The organism is Priestia sp. AB, assembly GCF_028369225.1.
Taxonomy (GTDB): domain Bacteria; phylum Bacillota; class Bacilli; order Bacillales; family Bacillaceae_H; genus Priestia; species Priestia megaterium.
Window position 1 is genome coordinate 40,824 of record NZ_JAQMYN010000009.1, and the last position, 21,443, is coordinate 62,266.

Genomic DNA, 21,443 nt, shown 5'->3' on the forward strand with positions numbered 1-21,443 from the left:
TTCTTCTCAATTATCGTTCAAGGAGGATTTGTATGGAAAATGCGTTACCTAAAAAACAAGAACAAACGCCTCAAACATCTTCTGCTGTCAACGTATTAAAAACACATGGTGAACTCATTGCTGCACTGTTAAGCGGCGTGCTGATTTTAGCCGGCTGGCTGCTGTCAAAACAGCAGGATACTGCTGTGTCTATTACGCTCTTTGTATTAGCTTACGTGATAGGCGGATTTGCTAAAGCAAAAGAAGGCATTGAAGAAACGATTGAAAATAAAGAATTGAATGTCGAAATGTTAATGATTATTGCAGCCATTGGAGCGGCTGTAATTGGCTACTGGACAGAAGGTGCTATGCTTATTTTCATTTTTGCATTAAGCGGTGCATTAGAAACGTACACCATGAATAAAAGCAACCGAGAAATTAGCGCCTTGATGAATTTACAGCCGCAAGAAGCAACGCGTCTGATTGGAGATCAAGAAGAAATTGTATCCATTTCGGATTTACAAATCGGTGACTTGCTGTTAGTTAAGCCGGGTGAACGAGTGCCATCCGATGGTATTGTTGTCTCAGGTCAAACAACGATTGATCAGGCTGCTATTACAGGGGAATCTGTTCCTGTACTAAAACAGCTCGATGATGAAGTATTCGCGGGCACGGTGAATGTGAAAGGCGCCATTACCATTAAAATGACAAAGCCAAGTGCTGAGACGCTGTTTCAAAAGATCATTCAACTTGTTCAAACGGCTCAAAGTGAAAAGTCGCCTTCTCAATTGTTTATTGAACGATTTGAAGGCACATACGTAAAAATTGTTCTATCGGTTGTGGCAGTTATGCTATTCCTCCCACACTATGTGCTTGGATGGAGCTGGACCGAGACATTTTACCGTGCAATGATTCTCTTAGTTGTAGCGTCTCCTTGCGCTCTGGTTGCATCTATCACCCCTGCTTCGCTGTCTGCTATTTCAAATGGAGCAAAAAAAGGAATTTTGTTCAAAGGCGGCGTGCATTTGGAAAGGTTAAGCCATTTAAGCGCAATTGCTTTTGATAAAACAGGAACGTTAACAAAAGGAAAGCCAGAAGTGACAAATGTTATTGTACGTTCTGATATAAACGAACAGGAATTTCTTATTAAAATAGCATCCATTGAACGTCAGTCCAATCATCCGCTTGCTCAGTCCATTGTTGATTTTGTGAAAAACAAGCAGGAATTGACGCTCGTTCAGCCAGATTCACTTGAAGACGTTCCCGGATACGGTGTCATTGGGTCTCTTCAAGGAGATACGTGGAAAATAGGAAAAGCAGATTTTGTAGGTAAAGAAGATGCAGCTGAATTTGAAAATGGGATTTCATCTACGCTTGCCAGTGAAGGAAAAACGATTGTGTACGCAAAAGACCAGCATGGTATTGTGGGATTGCTTGCGCTAAAAGACGTTGTACGAACAGAAGCTGTAGAAGCTGTTAAATCGCTTAAAGAGCAGGGTATTCATACCGTCATGATTACAGGAGACAGCGAAAAAACAGCCGAGGCCATTTCAAAAGAATGTGCCGTCAATGAATACATTGCAGAATGTTTGCCCGAAGCGAAAGTAGATAAAATTAAAGCGTTAAAAGAAAAATTCCCTACCGTTTCAATGGTGGGAGATGGCATTAACGATGCACCAGCTCTCGCTACTGCTAACGTTGGAGTAGCCATGGGAGAAGGAACGGATGTGGCACTTGAAACAGCGGATATCGTTTTAATGAAAAATGATTTATCAAAAATTTCGGATGCAGTAGCTCTTTCCAGACGAATGAACTCAATTGTGAAGCAAAACGTTATTTTTTCTATTGCCGTCATCTTTTTATTAATTTGTTCGAATTTTTTCCAAGTGCTTGATATGCCATTTGGTGTTATTGGTCACGAAGGCAGCACCATTTTAGTTATCTTAAACGGCCTGCGTTTGTTAAAATCTTAACGCAAAAAAGAGGTTGAGACATAACGAAATAAATCCAATCGAAAGACGAACAAATGAGATACATGAGCTGGACTGCTTATGACACCGCAATTGATTTCCGTGCAAGGCTTCGCTTTCCGCGGGCGGCCGCTGAGCCTCCTCGTCGCTTTCGCTCCTGCGGGGTCTCACCTGTTCCGCTTTTCCCGCAGGAGTCTTCGCCTTGCCCTCCAATCAACTGCTAGAAGGAACGAAACAAATAAAACGATATGCACCATCACAAAAAAAAAACGAACCACTCATCAAACAGGTCGATGAATGGTTCGTTTTTTACTTGGACTCAACTACTTTTGTCCCAGCCTCTTTATTATGAAAACCCATGCCTTAATGGTAACCGTTTTGTCCATTTTGGCTGTTGCTTGTTTTATGCTTTGGTTGGCTCTTTTTATTTTGCTTTGTATTGCTTCCGTCTTTTTTTGTATGCTTTGTCATGATGTAAAACCTCCCTTTCACTTTGTTAGTATGCTCATATCTTGCGAATGATTTCATGCCAATTTGTGACTATGAAGATTTAACTCGACGGTCGTAGAAAATAGCGTTAATTTCTCCTCCAATAACGATAATCATCCCCGATAGGTACAGCCAAATAAGCAAGATAATAATTCCGCCCAAGCTTCCATATGTAGCTGTATAGTTATTGAAATGATTTACATAATACGCAAACAGCATCGATACCACTGTCCATCCGACCGTAGCAAAAGCCGCTCCTTTTACCACATTTCGAATCAGCAGCTTTTTATTAGGAGCAAAGTAATATAACCCCGTAAAAACAGTAAACAAAATGAGACCGCTGATAATCCAGCGGGAAGCAGACCATAAAGCGAGAAAAGTTTCTGAGAACCCAAACGTAGACGATAAATAAAGACCAATCATATGACCGAAAACCGGAAGTAAAAGCGCTACAATAATAACAAATATCATCGCAAAAGTAAGGAGAACTGCCATACCTCTTGCCACTAAAAAAGGCCGATTTTCTTGTACGTGGTACGCTCGGTTAAATGCTCTTACAATCGCATTGATTCCATTTGAAGCAGACCACATCGTGGCAATGATACCAAAGGACAATAGTTTTTCATTATGAGAACCAATGATATGAGAAACGTTGCTTTCAATCATGTGGAGCGTTTGCTGGGGCGCTACATTTTCGACCAAGTCAAGCAGATCTGTTGATTCCAATGGCAAAAATCCAATCAGCGTAATTAAGAAAATTAAAAAAGGAAATAGCGAGAGCAGCAAATAATAAGCCAATTCAGCTGATAAGCTGGGCAGCTCATCTCGATGAATGCGGCCCATCAGTTCTTTGCCAAACCTTACGATGTTATTTATGTATATTCCAGCCATATGTGCCTCCTTATTTATTTTTGTTCATCACCATACTTCTCCACAAATGCTTCTTTTGTATCGTTTACAATTTCCATCACCTGAGGCGTTGTTTCTTTTAACTTTTCTACTTTTCCTGTTACAAATGATACATCTTCAGAAACTTGCTCAATGGTCGTACGGATCGTTTCATATTTCTCTTTCACAGTATCCGTCACAAGTTCAGGGTGCTGAATAAGAGTTTTTGTTTTGTCTTTCAGTTTTTTACTTCCTTGAATGACGGAACTTCTGGTTTCTTTATCAAATAAAGAAACAGCTCCTCCTATAATTGCTCCAATGACAATACCTTCTACTAGCTTATTTCGTTTACCCATTTGTCGTTTCTCCTCCGTTTTTTATTTTTTAAGTATCACTTACTCTGAGAAATGCTTCTCTATAATTTCGTCTAAAAGAGCCTTGCATCCTTCTTGAACTAAGTCATATACTTCGTCAAAATTTCCCGTGAAATAAGGATCAGGCACATCTTCAATATGTAAATCGGGCACAAAATCCAAAAGTCTTGCAATATAACCTGTTTTAGTATGTCCAGCCATCCTTCTCAGATTTCCTACATTTTCGACATCCATTCCAATAATATAATGGAATTTAGCTACATCCTCTTGAATCACTTGTCTTGCTGTTTGCCCTTTAAAATTAATGTTGTTTTTCGTTAAAATAGATTGCGTCCCTTCATGAGGAGGATTTCCTTTATGCCAGCCTCCTGTGCCTGCAGAATCTACGTGAATTTGTCCTTCTAGTCCTTTTTTCTTCACCATATCTTTAAAGACCGCTTCTGCCATGGGTGAACGACAAATATTTCCCAAACAAACGAATAATACGTTAATCATAGTCTCGACTCCTTTCCCTTATTACAAACATTATATACAATCATTTTTAAACTAAAAAATAGTTTTCTTTTATTTATATCGTTTCCACTCTTCTGTGGATAAGAACCTGACATAAAAGTGTTCACACGATAAAAACATGTTACAATAAAAAAAACGCAACTGGAAGGATGAACAAAGTGGATTTATCAGTAAAATCTCCAGAGAATATTAAACATATGGTCGATAGCATTAGTGAAAAATTGCGCATGCTAAATATCGGAGCAATTAAAGCTGAAGCTTTTGACGAAGAAATGTATGAAGACTTAAAGTACTTATACGATATGGTAATGAGAAAAGATTCTTTTAGCCCAAGTGAAATGCAAGCGATCGCGGAAGAATTAGGTACACTGCGTAAACAAGCTTAATGACAACTCCGTCAATGACTAATAGCCATTGACGGTTTTTTCTACATTTTTTTCTATACATGAATGCTGCACCTTTTAGCGAGCAAATAAGAGTTAAATCGTTTACATACACATAGATGAAATATTCCCAAAAATCTTTCTTTTTTATTAGGAATTGACGTTTTTATTATTTGTCTATAGAATGTATCGAAATACCTAAAGCTCGTATAGTCTTGGAAATAGGGTCCAAGAGTTTCTACCGAACTACCGTAAATAGTTGGACTACGAGGGTTGAACATCATTCATACTGCATTTTTATTCTTCTTTATGTTCTCCCTTACATAGTCCTTCATTGTTATTCAGTTATACAATGAGAGGAGTCACATTCATGTCAAATACAAAAACAACCTTAAAAAAGCAGCTTGCTGTTGCCAATAAAAAAATACCTGCAGATCTTGTAGTGAAAAACGGGAAAATTATCGATGTCTTTACGCTTTCCATCATTGAAGCTGATATTGCGATTGCTGATGGAGTGATTGTTGGAATAGGTCAATACGATGGGGATAATGTCGTTGATGCAAAAGGAAAATACATTTCTCCTACGTTCATTGATGGACACGTTCACATTGAATCATCAATGGTTACACCTAAAGAGTTCTCAAAACTTCTTGTACCTAGAGGCGTCACAACTGTCGTAACGGATCCTCATGAAATTGCGAATGTTTCAGGGAAATCTGGCATTGAGTTTATGCTTCAAAACTCGGATTCCATTCCTTTAGACGTATTTGTGAACTTACCTTCAAGCGTGCCAGCAACTCCTTTTGAAAGCTCTGGAGCCGTCTTAAAAGCAGCTGACTTAGCGCCATTTTTCTCTCACCCTCGCGTACTTGGATTAGCAGAAGTGATGGATTTCCCTGCCGTTCGAGATGGAGATGACGATATGCTCGATAAATTGCAAGCAGCTAACGATGCAAACGGCGTAATTGATGGGCACGGCTCAGGGCTAGATGCCACGGGCGTTAATATTTATCGTACCGCTAACATTTCAACAGATCATGAATGCGTAACAGCAGAAGAAGCAATTGAGCGTATTCAGCGGGGGATGTATGTTCTGATCCGCCAAGGTTCTGTCGCTAAAGATTTGAAACAACTATTACCTGCTGTAAATGAACGTAACGCGCGCAGATTTTTATTCTGTACCGATGACAAACACCTAGATGATTTATTAACGGAAGGTTCTATTGATTACAATGTTCGTTTTGCTATTGAACTCGGGCTGGATCCGCTAATTGCGATTCAAATGGCTTCGTTAAATGCCGCTGAATGCTACGGGTTAAAAGATAGAGGTGCGGTTGCTCCTGGTTACAAAGCGGATTTTATTCTATTAGACGACTTAACCGATATATCTGCAGCACATGTTTATCAAAACGGAGAGCTCATTGCTGAAAATGGAGAGATGCTGTTTGTTCAAGAAGAACAAATTGATCTTCCGACAGAACTAATGAATTCTGTTCATCTGAAAGAGTTCTCTATTAACAAACTTACGATACCACTTCAGCACAATCGGGCTAATATTATTGAAATTAATCCAAACAGCCTGCTTACAAATCATATTGTCGAAGAAGTTCAAGTGAAGCAAAACGAATTTCAGTCTTCTGTAGAAAACGATCAGCTGAAAATGGCTGTTGTTGAGCGCCATCAGCTGACAGGAAATATTGGTCTTGGGATCGTAAAAGGCTTTCAGTTAAAAAACGGAGCGATTGCTACTACGATTGCTCACGATTCACATAATATCGTAGCCGTAGGAACAAATGATGAGGATTTAGCAAAAGCAATTGCGGCAATTGAAGAAATCGGCGGAGGTATTGTTATTGTAAAAGGCAATGAAGTGATTGGCTCCCTCCCTCTTTCCATCGGAGGATTAATGTCACCTCACCCTTACAATGAAGTAAACAGCTTACTTAAGCAGCTTCACGGGGCTCTTCATGAGCTTGATATTTCACAGAAATTCAATCCGCTGCTGACATTATCTTTCTTAAGCTTACCTGTTATCCCCTGTCTAAAATTAACCGACAAAGGATTATTTAACGTAAAAGAATTTAAGCATATCACCGTTCAAGCATAAAATAAAAAGGACTCTTTCGAGTCCTTTTTATTTATACCCTTTAGACGGCGTAGTTCGAGTTTTACGATTTTTATAATGACGATATCCTTCTTTTAAAAGGATAGGAAAAACAGCGACTAAAATTTTTTTTAATATACGTCCCAATTTAAGGCACTCCTTTACGTGTTCTTACTTTACTATACCCAAATTGGACAGCTAAAAACGCAAAAAAGAGCAGGTATATCCTGCTCTTTTTGTATTACTTACCGATAAATTGTTGAGTCCAGTACGTAGTATCGCCTTTTACGTATCCAACACCAATTTCAGTGAAATCAGGGTTTAGAATGTTTTTGCGGTGACCGTCACTATTCATCCAAGCATTCATTACATCTTCAGGAGATTGCTGACCTTTTGCAATGTTTTCACCTGCAGTTGTATATTCAATGCCGAATTGCTTCATCATATCAAATGGTGAACCATATGTTGGTGAATTGTGGTCAAAGTACCCTTTGTCCATCATATCTTTTGATTTAGTACGTGCAACGTCACTTAATTTTTTGTTAAGTGTTAGAGGTTTTAAACCTTGTTTTTCACGCTCTTGGTTCACTAAATCTACTACCTTTTGTTCGAATTGACTAGCATCTTTTGTTTGTTCTGTTTTGTCAGTATTTTCTGATTGTTGAGCTTTTGTGTTTTGCTGTGTTTGCTCTGGAGCTTTTGCTTCTTCACTTTGTTCTGGTGCTTGTGCTTGTTCCTGTGGAGCTGCTTCAGCTTGATCTGGTGCTTGTGTTTCTTGTTGTGGAGCTGCTGCTTGAGCAGATTGTCCTTGAGCGTTAAATTTCTTTAATAGCTCATCTACATTTATATTTTGTGCTGCTTGAGCATCTTTAATATTAATTTGTTTTGGAGTGTTGCAATCAGGAGCTGCTGCATTTGCTTGTCCTGCTGTTAGTAATCCTAATGATACGGCACCTGCGACAGTGGCAATACGAAACCTTTTCTTCATGTTTGAAATCCTCCTATGTGATAATAAAGTTTTTTTGTAAAACCGCAACGCATCCAAGCTTGTAGCAAGCCAATCTCGTGATGCACCCTCATTGTTGCATGAAAACTATGAAACTCGCAACGTCTTTTAAGCTACCAAAATTATACTTTCATTTATGTAAAAAATATTTCAATTGTGTTACGTGGCTTCTATCTATTGATAGTAAAAGGTTTTCATATTCTTTTAGAAACCGCTTCATCTAATGCAGTAATATAACTGTAAATTCCTCGTCAAAATCGTTACACACAAAAAAGGCGACAACGGAGTGATAAATCACCCTGTTATCGCCTTTTACAGAAAGTTTTACTAATATTATTTACTTATTTTAAGACGTTTACTGATTCACGTACGAATGCTTCCATATCGTCTGGTGTACGGCTTGTAACTAGTTGATTACCGCATACCACCACTTCTTTATCATGGAAGTTTGCGCCTGCATTTTTCAAATCAATAGCAATTGATTTGAAACCAGTTACGTCACGTCCTTTTAATGTTTCAGCATTGATTAGCAGCTGTGGTCCGTGACAGATAGCCATAACCGGTTTGCCTTCGTCCATAAATGATTTTGTGAAAGCTACGACTTGATCGTCCGCACGCAAGATATCTGGTGAGAAACCTCCCGGTAAAAACAATGCGTCAAAATCTTCTGGTTTTACATCCGCAATTGCTTTATCAATTGTTAATGTTGTTTCGCCTTGTTTACCTGTTACTTCACCTGTTTTAACATCGATTTTTGTTAGCGTATGGCCTTCTTCTTCAAAGGCTTTGGCTGGATCTGTATATTCCACATCTTCAAATAAATCTGTTACTAATACTGCAATTTTCTTACTCATTCTAAGCAACTCCTTAATTGATTTGTGTACTAATGTTCTATAAATAAAATACCCGTGCACTGTTCTTTTAAACATAGTTTATGAGTAAAAAACTTTTCTACAATAATCAAAAACTACATTGAAGGTTTTTACAAATCAGAAATTCAAAACAAATTAAATGTCTGGAAGGTCGTCTCTTCTGGAACTGGGTACACATCTCTCCCTGCAATTACGTTCAGAATACGCTGATTGCGCTGAACGGATAAACCAAGATTCGTTGCCCCAGATCCATGTGAATGTTCGATATTAGTTAACGTAAAAAAGTGGTGGTTACGAGGTTGTTTAAAGACAAGCCGGTAATCTTTTGTGACTTTGAAACGCTTGTCATCTTCCCATTCGATATCATCTTTTATCCGTTCGATGAACGGCGAAATCTTTGGCTTATAGCCCGTGGATAATATCAAACGATCCGCTTCGTATTGAAAAGAGCGTTCAGCCTTTAATTCTTTGCATTCCAGCTCATATCCATTGCCTTTTTTATGAATGTCACTTACTTCAGTCGAAGCTTGAATCGTAACGGGTACTTTTCCTTTAAGTGAACGATGATAGAGTAAATCATAGATTTTCGTTAAGGTAGAAGATTCAATTCCGTGACGTAAAGGATTTAAATCTTCTACCGTGCTTGTACGTTCCTCAAAAGCTAGCGAATGAAAGTAATCTACATAGTCTGGCGAAAATAACTCTTGAGCAAGCTTGGATTGATCAAGCCGAAAAAAATTAGAGGATCTTGTAAACCACGTAAGGTGGTAATCATGTTCAGTCTGTTCTTCTAGTAAATCAAGAAAAATCTCTGCAGCACTTTGTCCTGACCCAACGATCGTTACATGCTTTCCTTTTTGCATCTCTTCTTTTTTATGTAAATAGCCGCTGCTGTGTAAAATATGCTCATTCAGCTTTTCTTCAAAAGCCGGAGGCACAAGTGGAATGCTTCCTGTTCCCATTACAACGTGTTTAGCATTTACCGTTTGAATTCCCTCAGGTGTTTCTACCTTTACTTCATAATACTCTTCTTCATTTTTCGGTATCACGTCCACAACTTTTGAAGAAAAGTGGCAGGAAGATAGCTGCTCCGCTACCCATTTTGCGTACTCGTTGTATTCTTGACGCGGAATGTCAAAACGATTAAAGAAAAAGAACGGATACAAGCGTTTTTGCTTGTGAATATAATTTAGAAACGAATAGGGGCTTGTTGGATCCGCAAATGTAACTAAGTCTGCTAGAAACGGAATCTGCAAGTCCGTGCCGTCAATTAACATGCCCGGATGCCATTCAAATTTCTCTTCTTTATCAAAGAAGACGGCATCAATTTCATCAAGAGGCTCAGCAAGGGCCGCTAAGCCTAAGTTAAACGGTCCTATTCCTATTCCCACCATGTCATACTGCTTATTTGTCATCTTTAAACTCCCTTTCATAAAAAAAGCTAACAGTATTGTCTACTGTTAGCTTTTTACCCTTTTTCCATACATTTATGCGGAAGGAGTCATACTCATTTTCGGGCCAAACGATTCATACATGATATTTTCTTGGGAAATACCCATTTCAGCTAGGCCTTCTAACACCATTTGCGTAAATGAAGAAGATCCACAAACATAATAATATGCATGTTTATCGCCGGCATATTTAGCTAGCTCTTTTTTAGTTAAGCGACCATACGTTATATGTTCATCATGCTGGTCTGTTTGGGCTTGACTATAAAAAACGTGTTGTTCAAACTTATATGTCTCTGACAACAATTGAAGCTCTTGTTTCATTGCATGAAACTGCTCATTTTTAGCACTGTGAATAAATGTTACTTCTTGATTGTTTTCCAGTGCTTGATGAAGCATTGACATCATTGGAGTAATTCCTACACCTCCGCTGATAAATACTGATTTACTATTTTCTTTTAAGACAAAATCTCCTGCTGGAACGCTGACTTCAAGCAAGTCTCCTTCTTTCAATTGGTCATGTAAATAAGTTGACACAACCCCGTCTTCCATTTGCTTTTCTTTTTTCACCGTAATTTTATAGTATGGTTGGTTTGGATAGCCAGATAAGCTGTACTGACGAATGGATAAATACTCTTGACCAGGAATTCGTACACTCACATACTGACCTGGCAGAAAAGCAGGCAGCGCTTTTTGATCAGGTGATACTAAATAAAACGAGTACACGTCTTCTGCTTCTTTTACTTTTTTATGAACCATTAGTTTTTTATAATCTTTCCATCCTTTTTCTTCGGCTTCTTCATATAATTCTTGCTCCACACTTATGAACACGTCCGCAATGGCACCGTATGCTTCTTTCCAAGCTTCCATAATCTCATCGGTCGCAGCTTCTTTTAAAACATCTTTAATTGCTTTTAATAAGAACTCTCCGACAATTGGATAGTGCTCTGCTTTTACGCCAATACTGCGGTGTTTATGAGCGATTTGCTTTACAACTGGAAGCAGCGTTTCAAGCCGATCGATGTACTGCGCAGCGGCATAAACTGTATTAGCTAACGCTATTTGCTGACGGCCTGTTTTTTGATTTGTTTGGTTGAATACATTTTTTAAAGAAGGATACTGTTCAAAAAGCATCTCATAAAAACGAGTTGTAATTGCTTGACCATGCTGTTCTAAAACATGAACTGTACTTTTTACAATAGAAATAGTTGTTTGTTTCATAACTTTCGCCTCCGAAAGATTCATTTTTAAAAGATATATTTTTAATACATCTTTATAATACTCATACCCTACTTAAAAAGATATATTTTATATACATATTTAAAGAAATGTTCACAAATTCACCCTGTCAAAAATGAGAGCATTCTTTCTGTATTTCTTAGATATAGACATGCTATTATAGATATATCAGCTGCTGATAAGAGAAGAGGTAAAAAGATGAGGCTCACACAATATACAGATTACTCACTGCGAGTTTTATTATATTTAGGCGTTCGCGATAATAATAAACTAAGCAATATAAAAGAAATTGCTGAAGCGTATAATATTTCAAAAAACCATCTTATGAAAATCATTCACGAGCTTGGAAAACTTGGCTTAATTGAAACAATCCGAGGACGAAACGGCGGTATTCGTTTAGCTCAGCTTCCAAAAGACATTAATATTGGAAAAGTGGTACGTCAAACAGAAGAAGATTTTCATATCGTTGAATGTTTTGACCGTGAAGGAAACTTCTGCATTATTAGCCCCGTCTGTAAGTTAAAAAATGTTTTACATGAAGCCATGCAAGCCTTCATTAAGGTGTTAGATCAATATACGCTAGAAGATCTAATTCAAAATAAAGATGAATTAAACCTCCTCCTTCTATCTCAAAAAAACGAGGAATGAGTAAACTAAAATTCACTTGAAATCATTCTCGTTTTTTTAACCTTTTTCTCTTTCATCATAAAATAAAAGATGTTACAATGAGGCACGTATTGGAAAGACAAGATATCTCCATTCGAGCAGACAATGAACCTCATTCTGTTCATCCTAAAAAATGACGAAAGGGTGTTTGAGTATGCACGTAGGAAGCAAAGGTTGGTATGTTGAGGAACTTAAGAAACGAGGAGTTCGCAACCACGAAGGCCGCAAAGTAGAAAAGTACAAAACATATGTACTTGCTAACTTGCTTGATAAACACAAAAATTAATTAACGTGTAATAAGAGAGTACAAATGCGTACTCTCTTTTTTGTTCATTTAATAAGCAGCGTCTTGATAAAAATAATTTGGTGATAATACTTTATTTTTATAAGGCTTATGAAAAATATGCGTGGTAGCTGGCGAAACCGGCGGAATCAACCACGTCCAGTTCCCAGTCACTTCGCGGCCATTTTTTTGCTCTCTTTCTTCAAACAAGTGAAATTGCTGAGCAGCGGTGTGATGATCTACAATGCTAACGCCTTCTCGTTTAAAAGAAGAAAGCACTGCGACATTTAATTCAACAAGAGCTTTGTCCTTCCAAAGCGTCGCGTTGTAATCCATGTTCAATTCCATCATAGAAGCTATTTTGGGAAGTTGATTATAACGATACGTATCCGCTAAATTTCGCGCCCCAATCTCAGTCCCCATGTACCATCCATTAAACGGTGCTGCGACGTAATCAATCCCTCCAATTTCTAGCTTCATATCTGAAATCATCGGGACAGCGTACCATTTTAACTGTAAGTCTTCAAATTCAGGAAGTTCTGGATGCGTAATAGCTACTTCTTTCACTAAATGTTTTGGAATATCAAAACATCGAGGCGACCCTTCGTTCACTTGCAGGACTAGGGGAAGAACATCAAAGTGAGTTTTCTCACCTTCCCACCCCAAATTTCGGCAAACCTCCGTGAACGCAACAGAATCAGGATCTCCTATCGTACCGTCTTCCGTCTCATACCCCGCATAGCGGATTAGCTGATGATTCCATATTCTAACCGGCTCTTTTGCTTTCATTTTCGGTTTAAACACCGTAATAGTAGGCCGGATTTTCCCATCATTTGTTGCATATTCAATATGGTGAAACAGGGCGTCTCTTATCTCTTCAACTGTGTTCGCATCTCGCTTATCAAATACATTGAGCGAGTGCCAAAATAGTCGGCCGATACATTTATTGCTGTTTCTCCAAGCCATACGAGCTCCGTGCTCTAACTCTTCAAATGTATGATCATAATGTCCGAGTGACATAATTTGCTGATGGATTTCTTTTAACCGCTTGTTTTTATCCGCTTCGCTTTTTTCAAGTTCAGCGTAACACGTCTCTATAAATACACGTGCTTGTTCAAATAATTCTTCTTGCTTCAACGTTTGTTCCCCCCTAGAAGAACAGATTTCATTCTTTTCGTTCAAGAAAAGCAAGTTTCAGTATATCATTCTCATAGCGGAAACGCGCATCATAATGCTTTAATAGCCTCTTTCAATATTAACCAAGTTAGAAGGCAATCCGCCTTGCTCAACTTTTTGCAGCGTTTCAACAAAGCACTCGACGGCTTCTTCAGGCGTAGTCACCGCTGAAATATGAGGTGTTATGATGATGTTTGAATGATCCCACCAAGACGATTCTTTCGTTAACGGCTCATGCTCAAACACGTCTATGTATGCTTTTCGAATACGTTTTTGCTCAATAGCCTCTACTAACGCATTTTCATCTACAGTTGCTCCTCGTCCAACATTTATAAAGTATGCACTTTCAACTACATTCATCCATTTTGAATCAAAGTAGCTTTTTGTTTCATGTGTTAGCGGCATTGTACTAATAATCCAATCGGCTTCTTTTAACAATTCTTTTTCCTTCGAAATCGAGACCACATGATCAAATGACGGCTTTTCATTTCCACTTTTAGATACACCCATTACTCGTACACCAAAAGATTTTAAAACGGCTGCAAGACGCCCGCCGATTTCACCTGTTCCGTAAATTATGACTGTTTGAGTAGAAAGCTGCTTAGGCTCTACCACTTTCCACTGCTTTTGTTTTTGCTGATGCTGAAACTGTGCGTGGTGCTGAAGTTCAGCTAGCATATAGCTAAGACAATATTCACTGATTCGCTGACCGAATGAACAAATCGTACGTGTTAATATCACACTCTTTTTCCAATTACCGCTTTCTAAGAACTGATCGACTCCTGCGCCGAGAGAATGAATCCATTTAAAGCTATGATCTTCAAAGCAATTCGTTGGACCGAAGGATAAAAGCGCGTCAGCCCAGTTTAAATCTTCAATTGTAACGTCTTGCTCTTCCATAAATCGAAACGTCTGAGACAGCTGCTTTTGTTTGATTATCTCCTCCAGCTCTTTATGCATTCTTCCTGCCACTAGTATTGTATGAATGTTCATTTCTTTTCCCCTGCCTTTTTATTCTTTTATATACTCTATTTGAATGATTCGATATAACCGTCCCTTCGTCATGAAGGATTTTCTACATTGATATATATAGTATGAATGAAGTGAAAGGAAGACGCGAGTGAATTTTATATGACTTTCAAGGCTGGAAAACTCATATGGATTTATGTATATAAGTTCGCTATAATCGTTATGAATCAATTTGTTTATAACGAAACGTACGATAGATATTTTAAAAGAAAAGGTGTGTCAGCATGAGTGTATTAAACGTAAAAAATCTAAGCCACGGTTTTGGTGACCGTGCGATTTTTAACGATGTATCATTTCGATTGTTAAAAGGTGAACACGTCGGCTTAATTGGAGCAAACGGCGAAGGTAAATCAACATTTATGAACATCATTACAGGCAAGCTAGAACCGGATGCTGGAAAAGTAGAATGGTCTAAAAAAGTGCGCGTTGGCTATTTAGATCAGCACACAGCATTAGAGCGTGGCCTTTCTATTCGTGATGTACTAAAAAGTGCTTTTCAATACTTATTTGATTTAGAAGCTCAAATGAATGGCCTCTATGAGAAAATGGCGGATGTATCACCAGAAGAACTCGAAAAACTATTAGAAGAAGTCGGTACGCTTCAAGACCTCTTAACAAACAATGACTTTTATGTTATCGATGCGAAAGTCGAAGAAATTGCACGCGGATTAGGATTAGAAGATATCGGCTTAGATCGCGATGTACAGGATTTAAGCGGCGGACAGCGTACGAAAGTATTATTAGCCAAACTGCTGCTTGAAAAACCAGAAATTCTTTTACTTGATGAGCCTACAAACTACTTGGATGAACAGCATATTGAGTGGCTGCGACGCTACTTGCAAGAATATGAAAATGCCTTTATTTTAATTTCTCACGATCTTCCATTTTTAAATAGCGTGATCAATTTAATTTATCATATGGAAAACCAAGAGTTAAATCGCTATGTAGGAGACTACGACGATTTTATGAAAGTATATGAGATGAAAAAACAGCAGCTTGAAGCAGCCTATAAAAAACAACAGCAAGAAATGGCAGATTTAAAAGATTTCGTAGCGAGAAACAAAGCCCGTGTGTCGACACGAAATATGGCCATGTCCCGTCAAAAAAAGCTCGATAAAATGGAAGTAATTGAACTAGCTCAGGAGCGTCCAAAACCAGAGTTTAACTTTAAGGGTGCTCGTACTTCAAGCAAATTAATTTTTGAAACATCTGATTTAGTCATTGGATACGAAGAGCCGCTTTCTAAGCCACTGAATTTAAAAATGGAGCGAGGTCAAAAGATTGCCCTTGTAGGAGCAAATGGAATCGGGAAAACAACACTTTTAAAAAGTATTTTAGGAGAAATCAAACCGATTTCAGGCTCTGTAGAAAAAGGAGATTACCAGCATATTGGCTATTTTGAACAAGAAATCAAAACGGCTAATTACAATACGTGTATTGAAGAAGTATGGAATGAGTTTTCTCACTTTACCCAATACGAGATTCGTGCAGCTTTAGCTAAATGCGGCTTAACAACAAAACATATTGAAAGTAAAGTAGAAGTTCTAAGCGGTGGAGAAAAAGCAAAAGTTCGTCTATGTAAGCTAATTAACAATGAAACCAACATTCTTGTACTGGATGAGCCTACAAACCACTTAGATGTAGATGCAAAAGATGAATTAAAACGAGCTTTAAAAGAATACAAAGGAAGTATCTTAATTATTTGCCACGAACCTGAATTTTATCAAGATGTTGTCACAGACGTGTGGAACTGCGAATCTTGGACGACTAAATTATTTTAAAAAAACGGGTTAAAAGAGGCATATCTTTTAGAAAAAGTGGGAATGATAAGATTAAGTTCCCCCCCTTTGTGTGAGTAGCCATTTTTTAAATGGTTACTTTTTTTATGTATAATCCTTTAAGAAAATGGCTATATTGTATCTATACTCCCTAAACCCAAAAGGGCCGCTGCAGCGATGCAGCGGTCTTTTCGTTGTCACGGCTTCATCTGAAGCCAGCTATCAAAATAATGAACAGCTATACTGCTTGGAGGATTTTCAGCTTGACACTCCGTAAGCAACATATCCAGCTCTTGCATCATCTTTTCTTCTCCTTTAGCAGAAAAAGAAATGTATTCTCCTTCATCTGAAGCCATCGTTTCTACCCCTATTTCAATCGGAGTGGATAGTACACGTCCCCACCTGCGTTCATTTTCTGTTATTTCAGCAATACCGTTTTCTTTATCTGCGTGGTTTCGGTACGCCATAATTGTGACTTCATCAGCGTACTGAATAATCCACCGCCCCAGCGAACCGGAACCGTTGCTGTTTTTGAATGGAACTTCGTCAAACCAAAACGGTATATCTACAGCAAGCGGCAAGTGTAACTCATGAGACTGTACAGCGGCTTGAGAAATAACATATTGATACTGCAGAATACTTTTCGCTCGATTATTTTCCCAACTTTTATACAAATAAGGCTCTACATCCAAATGAACCCCTAAAAATTGCTGTGGCTCGTCTGCTTGTGCTTGGTAAGCTGTTATCCAATTAAAAAGTGCTTCCTGCTCTTCTATACCAGAAGGCCCTATCCAATAAGGAGCGCCGTCAAGTGCGTAAACACTTATGCCCTGGGCTTGTGCTTGTTGGATAAAATGCCGATATACGGAAGGTGAAAGATGAGTATCAATTTGTAAATAAACGTTTGTCACCTTTTTTTCTTGAAGCTTTTCGAGGATAGCTTCTTGGTTCAGCATCCATTTCTTTGTATCCCACACCCACGTCGACAGCGGTATATTTATCTCTGCATTCACCTTTGATCCACATCCTATTCCTTTCCCCATATTAAACAGCCATACAACCACCAGAAAAATAAGAACGCACTTGCTTTTCACACTCTTTTTCCTCCTTTATACGAGCCAGAACTCATATAAGGAGAGTCTGACGGCTTAGCACAACTTTATGGTGAATTTCCCCCTTAAATCTGTAGCTTTTAGCAAACTCCTCCTTATCAATTTTTTGCAGCTTAATCTCTATATGTTCTATCGGTTGCTTGATTTATTTCTCTATATCTTTCTTATTAAATAAATATGCCTGTTTTGGATGGTTTGGCTGATTTGGATATTTCAACTGTAATTGTCCTTTTCGTAATAGCTTTGTTAAATAATTATTACGTACTCCATCCGGCGTTCTTTCTAGTAAATAAGCAAATTCTTTAAGCATGAGCGGTTTTTCTTTACATAACTCAAGAATAATATGTTCCATCTGATTCGGCGAAAGCCGTTTTTTTTCACGAGCCAGCGCTGCAATATTCCATAGCTTCGTATCAATATTCTCTACATTTACCAAATTAGAAGAATCCTCTTCTTGCTCATTATTAAAGGAGTTATAGTTATTATTGTAGGAGTTAACATCTTTATTATATAAGTTACTCTCATTATTATAGTAGTTATCTTCATTATTATAGGAGTTAACATCTTTATTGTATGACTTAAACTCCTCTATTAATCCTTTATTATAGGAGTACTTATTTTTATTATAGGAGTCAATTTCGACATTGTTTTCAAATGTATTTTGATATTTTTCGACATCTTTAAAATTATTTCCCGGATCGGTTATGGACGTATTGTAAGTGTCTTTTTCAGAAGAACTTACCTGTCTTTCTTGAGTGGACAAAGATAACGTGACCACTGTACGATGCATAGAAACATCTTGATCAATAGCTGGCGTTTTATAATGATGCAGGCTCCAATTTTGCTTTACTTTTTTCAAACCAGAGCCCGAACGTTCACATAGCCCTAGTAAACTGAATAGCTTAACGATATTTGGGTTTCGAAGCTGACTAACGGTATTGCTAAAAACTGAATCTCTAGGTACTAACAAAAGACCTGGATTAGAAAAAACGTAATGAGAAGGTTGCTTTTCTAAAATAACGCCGCCCTCGCCATTATAATCTGCATGAATAAGCATATTAATCAAAACTTCTGTTAAAGAGGAAGCGATTGACGGCTGAGGTTCGCTATTACGAACAATTTCATGAATATGAAAATAAAAATCAAAAATATTTCCTGACCACGTCCCATCTTGAGAGGTAAAGCGCTCTGTCCATTCTTCGTTCCCTTTACTTTCCCGGTATTCTAAAAAGTATTGTGGTAAAACTTCTGTGATAATCCGTTCTTCACTGAATAAAAGCAGGCCTGCGAGTGTGACTCCTTCTTTATGGGTATCTCTAACCTTTCCCCAAGCTCCTACTTTGTATAAAAACTCCTTTGTTTCAAGCGCATTCCAAGGATGAGCTGGTTTTACTTCAGCAAACCGATCCCGATAGCTTTTGATCGTATCAAAATTTAATTCGTTTAATCCATAGTGCTCTAGGATGAGATTATCTTGTAACATATTCAACTCTCCTATTATCTTTGTATATTTATTTAACAGCGCGAATATGCTGTTTCTTACCTCTTGTTACTAACGTACTAACTTTATTTATCTAGATGCCATCAGCACCCCAAAGCCCAGTCCGTAGATTGTACTTCTGTTGTGCAATTTCTTCTAAAACGATATATGCATCTTATCTATTCTATCATTTTTTCTTTATTCTCTCCTTCATTTTTCAATCTTCAAAACAGTCGAGTTTATTGTGTAAAAGCTGTGGATATTCACCTTTATCCACAGCTTTTACACAGACTACAAACCCTTTTCTAGCTGTTTCAATATAAATTTGTTATAATACCCTTCATAACAACGGATTAAGTGAGGGATTACGTATGGAAAAAGCTACATTTGCAGGTGGATGTTTCTGGTGTATGGTTACACCTTTTGAAGAGCTAGAAGGTATTCACGGCATTGTATCAGGATATATGGGGGGAACTGTGGATAACCCTACTTATGAGCAAGTAAAATCTGGAACAAGCGGTTACTACGAAGTGGTTCAAATCACATTTGACCCCGAAGTGTTTCCGTATAAACGTTTATTAGATCTTTATTGGCCGCAAATTGATCCAACAGATGACGGAGGTCAATTTCAAGATCGCGGCTCGCAATATCGAACAGCAATTTTTTACCATAACGACAGCCAAAAACAAGCAGCTGAAGAGACGAAGCTAGAGGTCGCAGAAAGCGGACGTTTTAAAAAACCAATCGTAACAAGCATTCTTCCTGCCTCTACGTTTTATGAAGCCGAAGAGTATCACCAAGATTTTCACAAGAAAAATCCAAAGCATTATAAAGAAGACCGCGCTAAGTCTGGCCGAGATGAATTTATTGAAACGAACTGGAAATAATTCTTGTGTTCAAAACAAAGCCGCATAGCGTTTGCTATGCGGCTTTGTTTTACCACTTATCTGTATAAGTCGTTGTTGTTGACGGCACGCTCCAATATTGCTGCGAAGGCTGCCATGCTTTTAACGATCCATCAGCTCTCTTCACAATTGCTTTAAATTGAACATTTTGACTCGCAGGAAAATAGACAGTGCCTCTCCAATCAGCTGTAGATGAATTATATGTTAATTTAATTGGATAAATGGACGTATCCCACTGACCTAGCTCAGCTCTGTCTCCAACAATATAAACCGTTTCTCCTAATGCAGTTGGCGCATTTTTTACTACAACCGTTTGCGCAAGTGGTGTAACGCCCAACGTATTTTTAAATTGCCCCATCAGCGTATCATTGTTAATAACATCGTAGAAACGAAGCAAAGTAAATCCTGCAAAATTATAGTTAAAGGCCATTTCAGCTGCTTTTTTATATTGATCTTCACTGCCTATAGTTAAAGCATTTTCCCCGTTTAAAACAACTCCTTTTGCATTCGCAATACCCGCTACCTGGCGTACAAGCGTCTTTGGCATAGAATATTCTGGATAATTTCCGCTGTCCGTCATTTCTAAGCACGTAAACGTCATATCTAGCTTAGCTGTTTTAAACGCATCTAAAAGCGCGTTGTAATCATTATATCCAGCAGGTTTTTCTGCAGCATGAGGAATCGTGGGATTGTTATACTGCCAATGAATTCCTGCCACTTTTGCACCGATTGGTACGTTAAAGGTGGAATCAAAAGCCTGATGAGCTAACTGTCCAATACGTTTTGTATGATCCTCCAAAGCTCCTTGATACCATGCTAAGAAATCTTTTCCATAAGCTGTTGAATAACCATCTTTTAAGAACTGATAGCCATCTGATGGCGGTAAAATTTGCGATGCAGACGTTAAATTGGTTCCCCATGCTTGATTAATGCCGGCGAGTGAACCGTATTTAGTCAAAGCATATGATTGAAACTTGCTTTTGGCGAAGTTCGTATACACTTGAAATTTCCCTCTAGACGGATAGCCGGTTCCGTCTGCTGCTGTATAAGACGGATAACGAATTTCACCTGCAGGGCCTCCTGATAAATAGATTTTAGCAATCACGTCTTTATAAGGTGCTAACGCTTGCGCAAATGCAGTGTAGAGCTCTCCGTATTGCTTAGAAATAACGTCCGTTGCAAGCGGGCTTAGCGTTTCTTTATTTGTCGTACCTGTTTCAGATTTAAAGTAAAGGCTGTCATCACTTTTTAAGTTCCATACCCAAGATGGAAGCGGAACGTTACAATCATCTCCTACATTGCCTCCGCACTGATGAGTAGAAATAATAGGAACGATCTTTATACCTGCATTACGAGCTGCTTGAGCAAAGCGCTGCGCATAGGAAAAATCGAACTGCTGATCGCCGTTTTTCTCCATATCTCCCCACCAGAAGTCTACTGTCACTGCATAAAATCCATTTTGTTTCGCTTTGCGTAAATCGTTCTCAAACGCTTCCCATGTTGTATAGTCTGTTACCTTTTTTAAAGGCGCCATTAAATAGGTTTTGTAACCTGGATTCATTGATTTTCCATCTACGGCAGCCGATCCGTTAATTGGACTTAAAATGAAAGCGTTAACAAAAATAAACATCAAAACGAAAGCCAACCCTTTTTTACATAGCTGTTTCATATCTTCCCTCCATTTTTTCAAAATCACCTATAGGTATTCGGCGGATTTTAGTTTTTTCCTTTTTCTTTTATAAAAAAAAA

General features: G+C 38.2%; 20 protein-coding genes and 1 riboswitch. Of the genes, 7 read left to right on the plus strand and 13 right to left on the minus strand.

Annotation, left to right across the window (positions count from 1 at the left end; genetic code table 11):
* Positions 1 to 32: 32 nt before the first annotated feature.
* Positions 33 to 1,952 (plus strand): heavy metal translocating P-type ATPase, encoded by a 1,920-nt coding sequence (locus POF52_RS22940; protein WP_271995187.1) that lies wholly within the window; start codon positions 33 to 35, stop codon positions 1,950 to 1,952.
* Positions 1,953 to 2,028: 76 nt separating this feature from the next.
* On the opposite strand, the gene POF52_RS22945 is transcribed toward POF52_RS22940, so the two are convergent.
* The 4 genes from POF52_RS22945 to POF52_RS22960 all read right to left on the minus strand — a co-directional run bounded on the left by POF52_RS22945 (position 2,029) and on the right by POF52_RS22960 (position 4,195).
* Positions 2,029 to 2,166, minus strand: coding sequence for a hypothetical protein (locus POF52_RS22945; protein ID WP_165573317.1), 138 nt, complete (start codon positions 2,164 to 2,166; stop codon positions 2,029 to 2,031).
* A 323-nt stretch (positions 2,167 to 2,489) separates the two neighbouring features.
* Positions 2,490 to 3,329, minus strand: coding sequence for a YihY/virulence factor BrkB family protein (locus POF52_RS22950; RefSeq protein WP_045291980.1), 840 nt, complete (start codon positions 3,327 to 3,329; stop codon positions 2,490 to 2,492).
* 14 nt (positions 3,330 to 3,343) lie between these two features.
* The gene (locus tag POF52_RS22955; RefSeq protein ID WP_271995191.1) at positions 3,344 to 3,682 is read right to left on the minus strand and encodes a YtxH domain-containing protein; all 339 of its coding nucleotides are present in this window, start codon (positions 3,680 to 3,682) and stop codon (positions 3,344 to 3,346) included.
* Between the two features lie 39 nt (positions 3,683 to 3,721).
* Positions 3,722 to 4,195 (minus strand): low molecular weight protein-tyrosine-phosphatase, encoded by a 474-nt coding sequence (locus POF52_RS22960; RefSeq protein ID WP_074682651.1) that lies wholly within the window; start codon positions 4,193 to 4,195, stop codon positions 3,722 to 3,724.
* A 176-nt stretch (positions 4,196 to 4,371) separates the two neighbouring features.
* On the opposite strand from POF52_RS22960, the gene POF52_RS22965 reads away from it, so the two are divergent.
* Both POF52_RS22965 and ade read left to right on the plus strand, forming a co-directional pair.
* On the plus strand, positions 4,372 to 4,599 hold the full coding sequence (locus tag POF52_RS22965) for a DUF1128 domain-containing protein (protein ID WP_013055127.1): 228 nt from the start codon (positions 4,372 to 4,374) through the stop codon (positions 4,597 to 4,599).
* 182 nt (positions 4,600 to 4,781) lie between these two features.
* Positions 4,782 to 4,883: riboswitch (purine riboswitch) on the plus strand.
* Positions 4,884 to 4,966: 83 nt separating this feature from the next.
* Positions 4,967 to 6,703, plus strand: coding sequence for an adenine deaminase (gene ade / locus POF52_RS22970; RefSeq protein ID WP_271995195.1), 1,737 nt, complete (start codon positions 4,967 to 4,969; stop codon positions 6,701 to 6,703).
* A 238-nt stretch (positions 6,704 to 6,941) separates the two neighbouring features.
* Here ade and POF52_RS22975 read toward each other — a convergent pair whose 3' ends face one another.
* The 4 genes from POF52_RS22975 to hmpA form a co-directional block, all read right to left on the minus strand.
* Positions 6,942 to 7,688 carry a CAP domain-containing protein gene (locus POF52_RS22975; RefSeq protein ID WP_074682647.1) on the minus strand — a complete coding sequence of 249 codons (747 nt, stop codon included), beginning with the start codon at positions 7,686 to 7,688 and terminating at the stop codon, positions 6,942 to 6,944.
* Between the two features lie 359 nt (positions 7,689 to 8,047).
* Positions 8,048 to 8,560 (minus strand): type 1 glutamine amidotransferase domain-containing protein, encoded by a 513-nt coding sequence (locus POF52_RS22980; RefSeq protein ID WP_013081517.1) that lies wholly within the window; start codon positions 8,558 to 8,560, stop codon positions 8,048 to 8,050.
* A 143-nt stretch (positions 8,561 to 8,703) separates the two neighbouring features.
* The gene (locus POF52_RS22985) at positions 8,704 to 9,993 is read right to left on the minus strand and encodes a lysine N(6)-hydroxylase/L-ornithine N(5)-oxygenase family protein (protein ID WP_271995197.1); all 1,290 of its coding nucleotides are present in this window, start codon (positions 9,991 to 9,993) and stop codon (positions 8,704 to 8,706) included.
* 72 nt (positions 9,994 to 10,065) lie between these two features.
* Positions 10,066 to 11,247, minus strand: coding sequence for an NO-inducible flavohemoprotein (gene hmpA, locus POF52_RS22990; protein ID WP_176585498.1), 1,182 nt, complete (start codon positions 11,245 to 11,247; stop codon positions 10,066 to 10,068).
* 216 nt (positions 11,248 to 11,463) lie between these two features.
* On the opposite strand from hmpA, the gene POF52_RS22995 reads away from it, so the two are divergent.
* Together POF52_RS22995 and POF52_RS23000 are read left to right on the plus strand one after the other, a co-directional pair.
* Positions 11,464 to 11,913 carry an RrF2 family transcriptional regulator gene (locus tag POF52_RS22995; RefSeq protein WP_074896894.1) on the plus strand — a complete coding sequence of 150 codons (450 nt, stop codon included), beginning with the start codon at positions 11,464 to 11,466 and terminating at the stop codon, positions 11,911 to 11,913.
* A 172-nt stretch (positions 11,914 to 12,085) separates the two neighbouring features.
* Positions 12,086 to 12,217, plus strand: a complete 132-nt coding sequence (locus POF52_RS23000; protein ID WP_016762840.1) for a YflJ family protein — start codon at positions 12,086 to 12,088, stop codon at positions 12,215 to 12,217.
* Positions 12,218 to 12,265: 48 nt separating this feature from the next.
* Here the strand turns inward: POF52_RS23000 and POF52_RS23005 are convergent, their stop codons facing one another.
* On the minus strand, positions 12,266 to 13,351 hold the full coding sequence (locus POF52_RS23005) for a nitric oxide synthase oxygenase (protein WP_013081512.1): 1,086 nt from the start codon (positions 13,349 to 13,351) through the stop codon (positions 12,266 to 12,268).
* Between the two features lie 99 nt (positions 13,352 to 13,450).
* On the minus strand, positions 13,451 to 14,383 hold the full coding sequence (locus POF52_RS23010; protein ID WP_271995202.1) for a D-2-hydroxyacid dehydrogenase: 933 nt from the start codon (positions 14,381 to 14,383) through the stop codon (positions 13,451 to 13,453).
* 260 nt (positions 14,384 to 14,643) lie between these two features.
* On the opposite strand from POF52_RS23010, the gene POF52_RS23015 reads away from it, so the two are divergent.
* Positions 14,644 to 16,200: an ABC-F family ATP-binding cassette domain-containing protein gene (locus tag POF52_RS23015; RefSeq protein WP_074896889.1), complete on the plus strand. Its 1,557-nt coding sequence runs from the start codon at positions 14,644 to 14,646 to the stop codon at positions 16,198 to 16,200.
* Between the two features lie 194 nt (positions 16,201 to 16,394).
* On the opposite strand, the gene POF52_RS23020 is transcribed toward POF52_RS23015, so the two are convergent.
* Positions 16,395 to 17,291 carry an amidase gene (locus tag POF52_RS23020; RefSeq protein WP_271995205.1) on the minus strand — a complete coding sequence of 299 codons (897 nt, stop codon included), beginning with the start codon at positions 17,289 to 17,291 and terminating at the stop codon, positions 16,395 to 16,397.
* 163 nt (positions 17,292 to 17,454) lie between these two features.
* The gene (locus POF52_RS23025; RefSeq protein WP_271995206.1) at positions 17,455 to 18,792 is read right to left on the minus strand and encodes an ATP-binding protein; all 1,338 of its coding nucleotides are present in this window, start codon (positions 18,790 to 18,792) and stop codon (positions 17,455 to 17,457) included.
* A gap of 368 nt (positions 18,793 to 19,160) precedes the next feature.
* On the opposite strand from POF52_RS23025, the gene msrA reads away from it, so the two are divergent.
* Positions 19,161 to 19,676 carry a peptide-methionine (S)-S-oxide reductase MsrA gene (gene msrA / locus POF52_RS23030; protein WP_016762833.1) on the plus strand — a complete coding sequence of 172 codons (516 nt, stop codon included), beginning with the start codon at positions 19,161 to 19,163 and terminating at the stop codon, positions 19,674 to 19,676.
* Positions 19,677 to 19,725: 49 nt separating this feature from the next.
* Here msrA and POF52_RS23035 read toward each other — a convergent pair whose 3' ends face one another.
* Positions 19,726 to 21,363: a family 14 glycosylhydrolase gene (locus tag POF52_RS23035; RefSeq protein WP_271995208.1), complete on the minus strand. Its 1,638-nt coding sequence runs from the start codon at positions 21,361 to 21,363 to the stop codon at positions 19,726 to 19,728.
* Between the last annotated feature and the right edge of the window lie 80 nt (positions 21,364 to 21,443).

Bases quoted from the DNA above. Each gene is read 5' to 3' on its own strand.
- POF52_RS23025 (WP_271995206.1), bottom strand. From the start codon at position 18,792: ATGTTACAAGATAATCTCATCCTAGAGCACTATGGATTAAACGAATTA.
- POF52_RS22985 (WP_271995197.1), bottom strand. From the start codon at position 9,993: ATGACAAATAAGCAGTATGACATGGTGGGAATAGGAATAGGACCGTTT.
- POF52_RS22940 (WP_271995187.1), top strand. From the start codon at position 33: ATGGAAAATGCGTTACCTAAAAAACAAGAACAAACGCCTCAAACATCT.
- ade (WP_271995195.1), top strand. From the start codon at position 4,967: ATGTCAAATACAAAAACAACCTTAAAAAAGCAGCTTGCTGTTGCCAAT.
- POF52_RS23035 (WP_271995208.1), bottom strand. From the start codon at position 21,363: ATGAAACAGCTATGTAAAAAAGGGTTGGCTTTCGTTTTGATGTTTATT.
- POF52_RS22975 (WP_074682647.1), bottom strand. From the start codon at position 7,688: ATGAAGAAAAGGTTTCGTATTGCCACTGTCGCAGGTGCCGTATCATTA.
- POF52_RS22995 (WP_074896894.1), top strand. From the start codon at position 11,464: ATGAGGCTCACACAATATACAGATTACTCACTGCGAGTTTTATTATAT.
- POF52_RS22960 (WP_074682651.1), bottom strand. From the start codon at position 4,195: ATGATTAACGTATTATTCGTTTGTTTGGGAAATATTTGTCGTTCACCC.
- msrA (WP_016762833.1), top strand. From the start codon at position 19,161: ATGGAAAAAGCTACATTTGCAGGTGGATGTTTCTGGTGTATGGTTACA.
- POF52_RS22955 (WP_271995191.1), bottom strand. From the start codon at position 3,682: ATGGGTAAACGAAATAAGCTAGTAGAAGGTATTGTCATTGGAGCAATT.
- POF52_RS23010 (WP_271995202.1), bottom strand. From the start codon at position 14,383: ATGAACATTCATACAATACTAGTGGCAGGAAGAATGCATAAAGAGCTG.
- POF52_RS23000 (WP_016762840.1), top strand. From the start codon at position 12,086: ATGCACGTAGGAAGCAAAGGTTGGTATGTTGAGGAACTTAAGAAACGA.
- POF52_RS23015 (WP_074896889.1), top strand. From the start codon at position 14,644: ATGAGTGTATTAAACGTAAAAAATCTAAGCCACGGTTTTGGTGACCGT.
- POF52_RS22950 (WP_045291980.1), bottom strand. From the start codon at position 3,329: ATGGCTGGAATATACATAAATAACATCGTAAGGTTTGGCAAAGAACTG.
- hmpA (WP_176585498.1), bottom strand. From the start codon at position 11,247: ATGAAACAAACAACTATTTCTATTGTAAAAAGTACAGTTCATGTTTTA.
- POF52_RS22980 (WP_013081517.1), bottom strand. From the start codon at position 8,560: ATGAGTAAGAAAATTGCAGTATTAGTAACAGATTTATTTGAAGATGTG.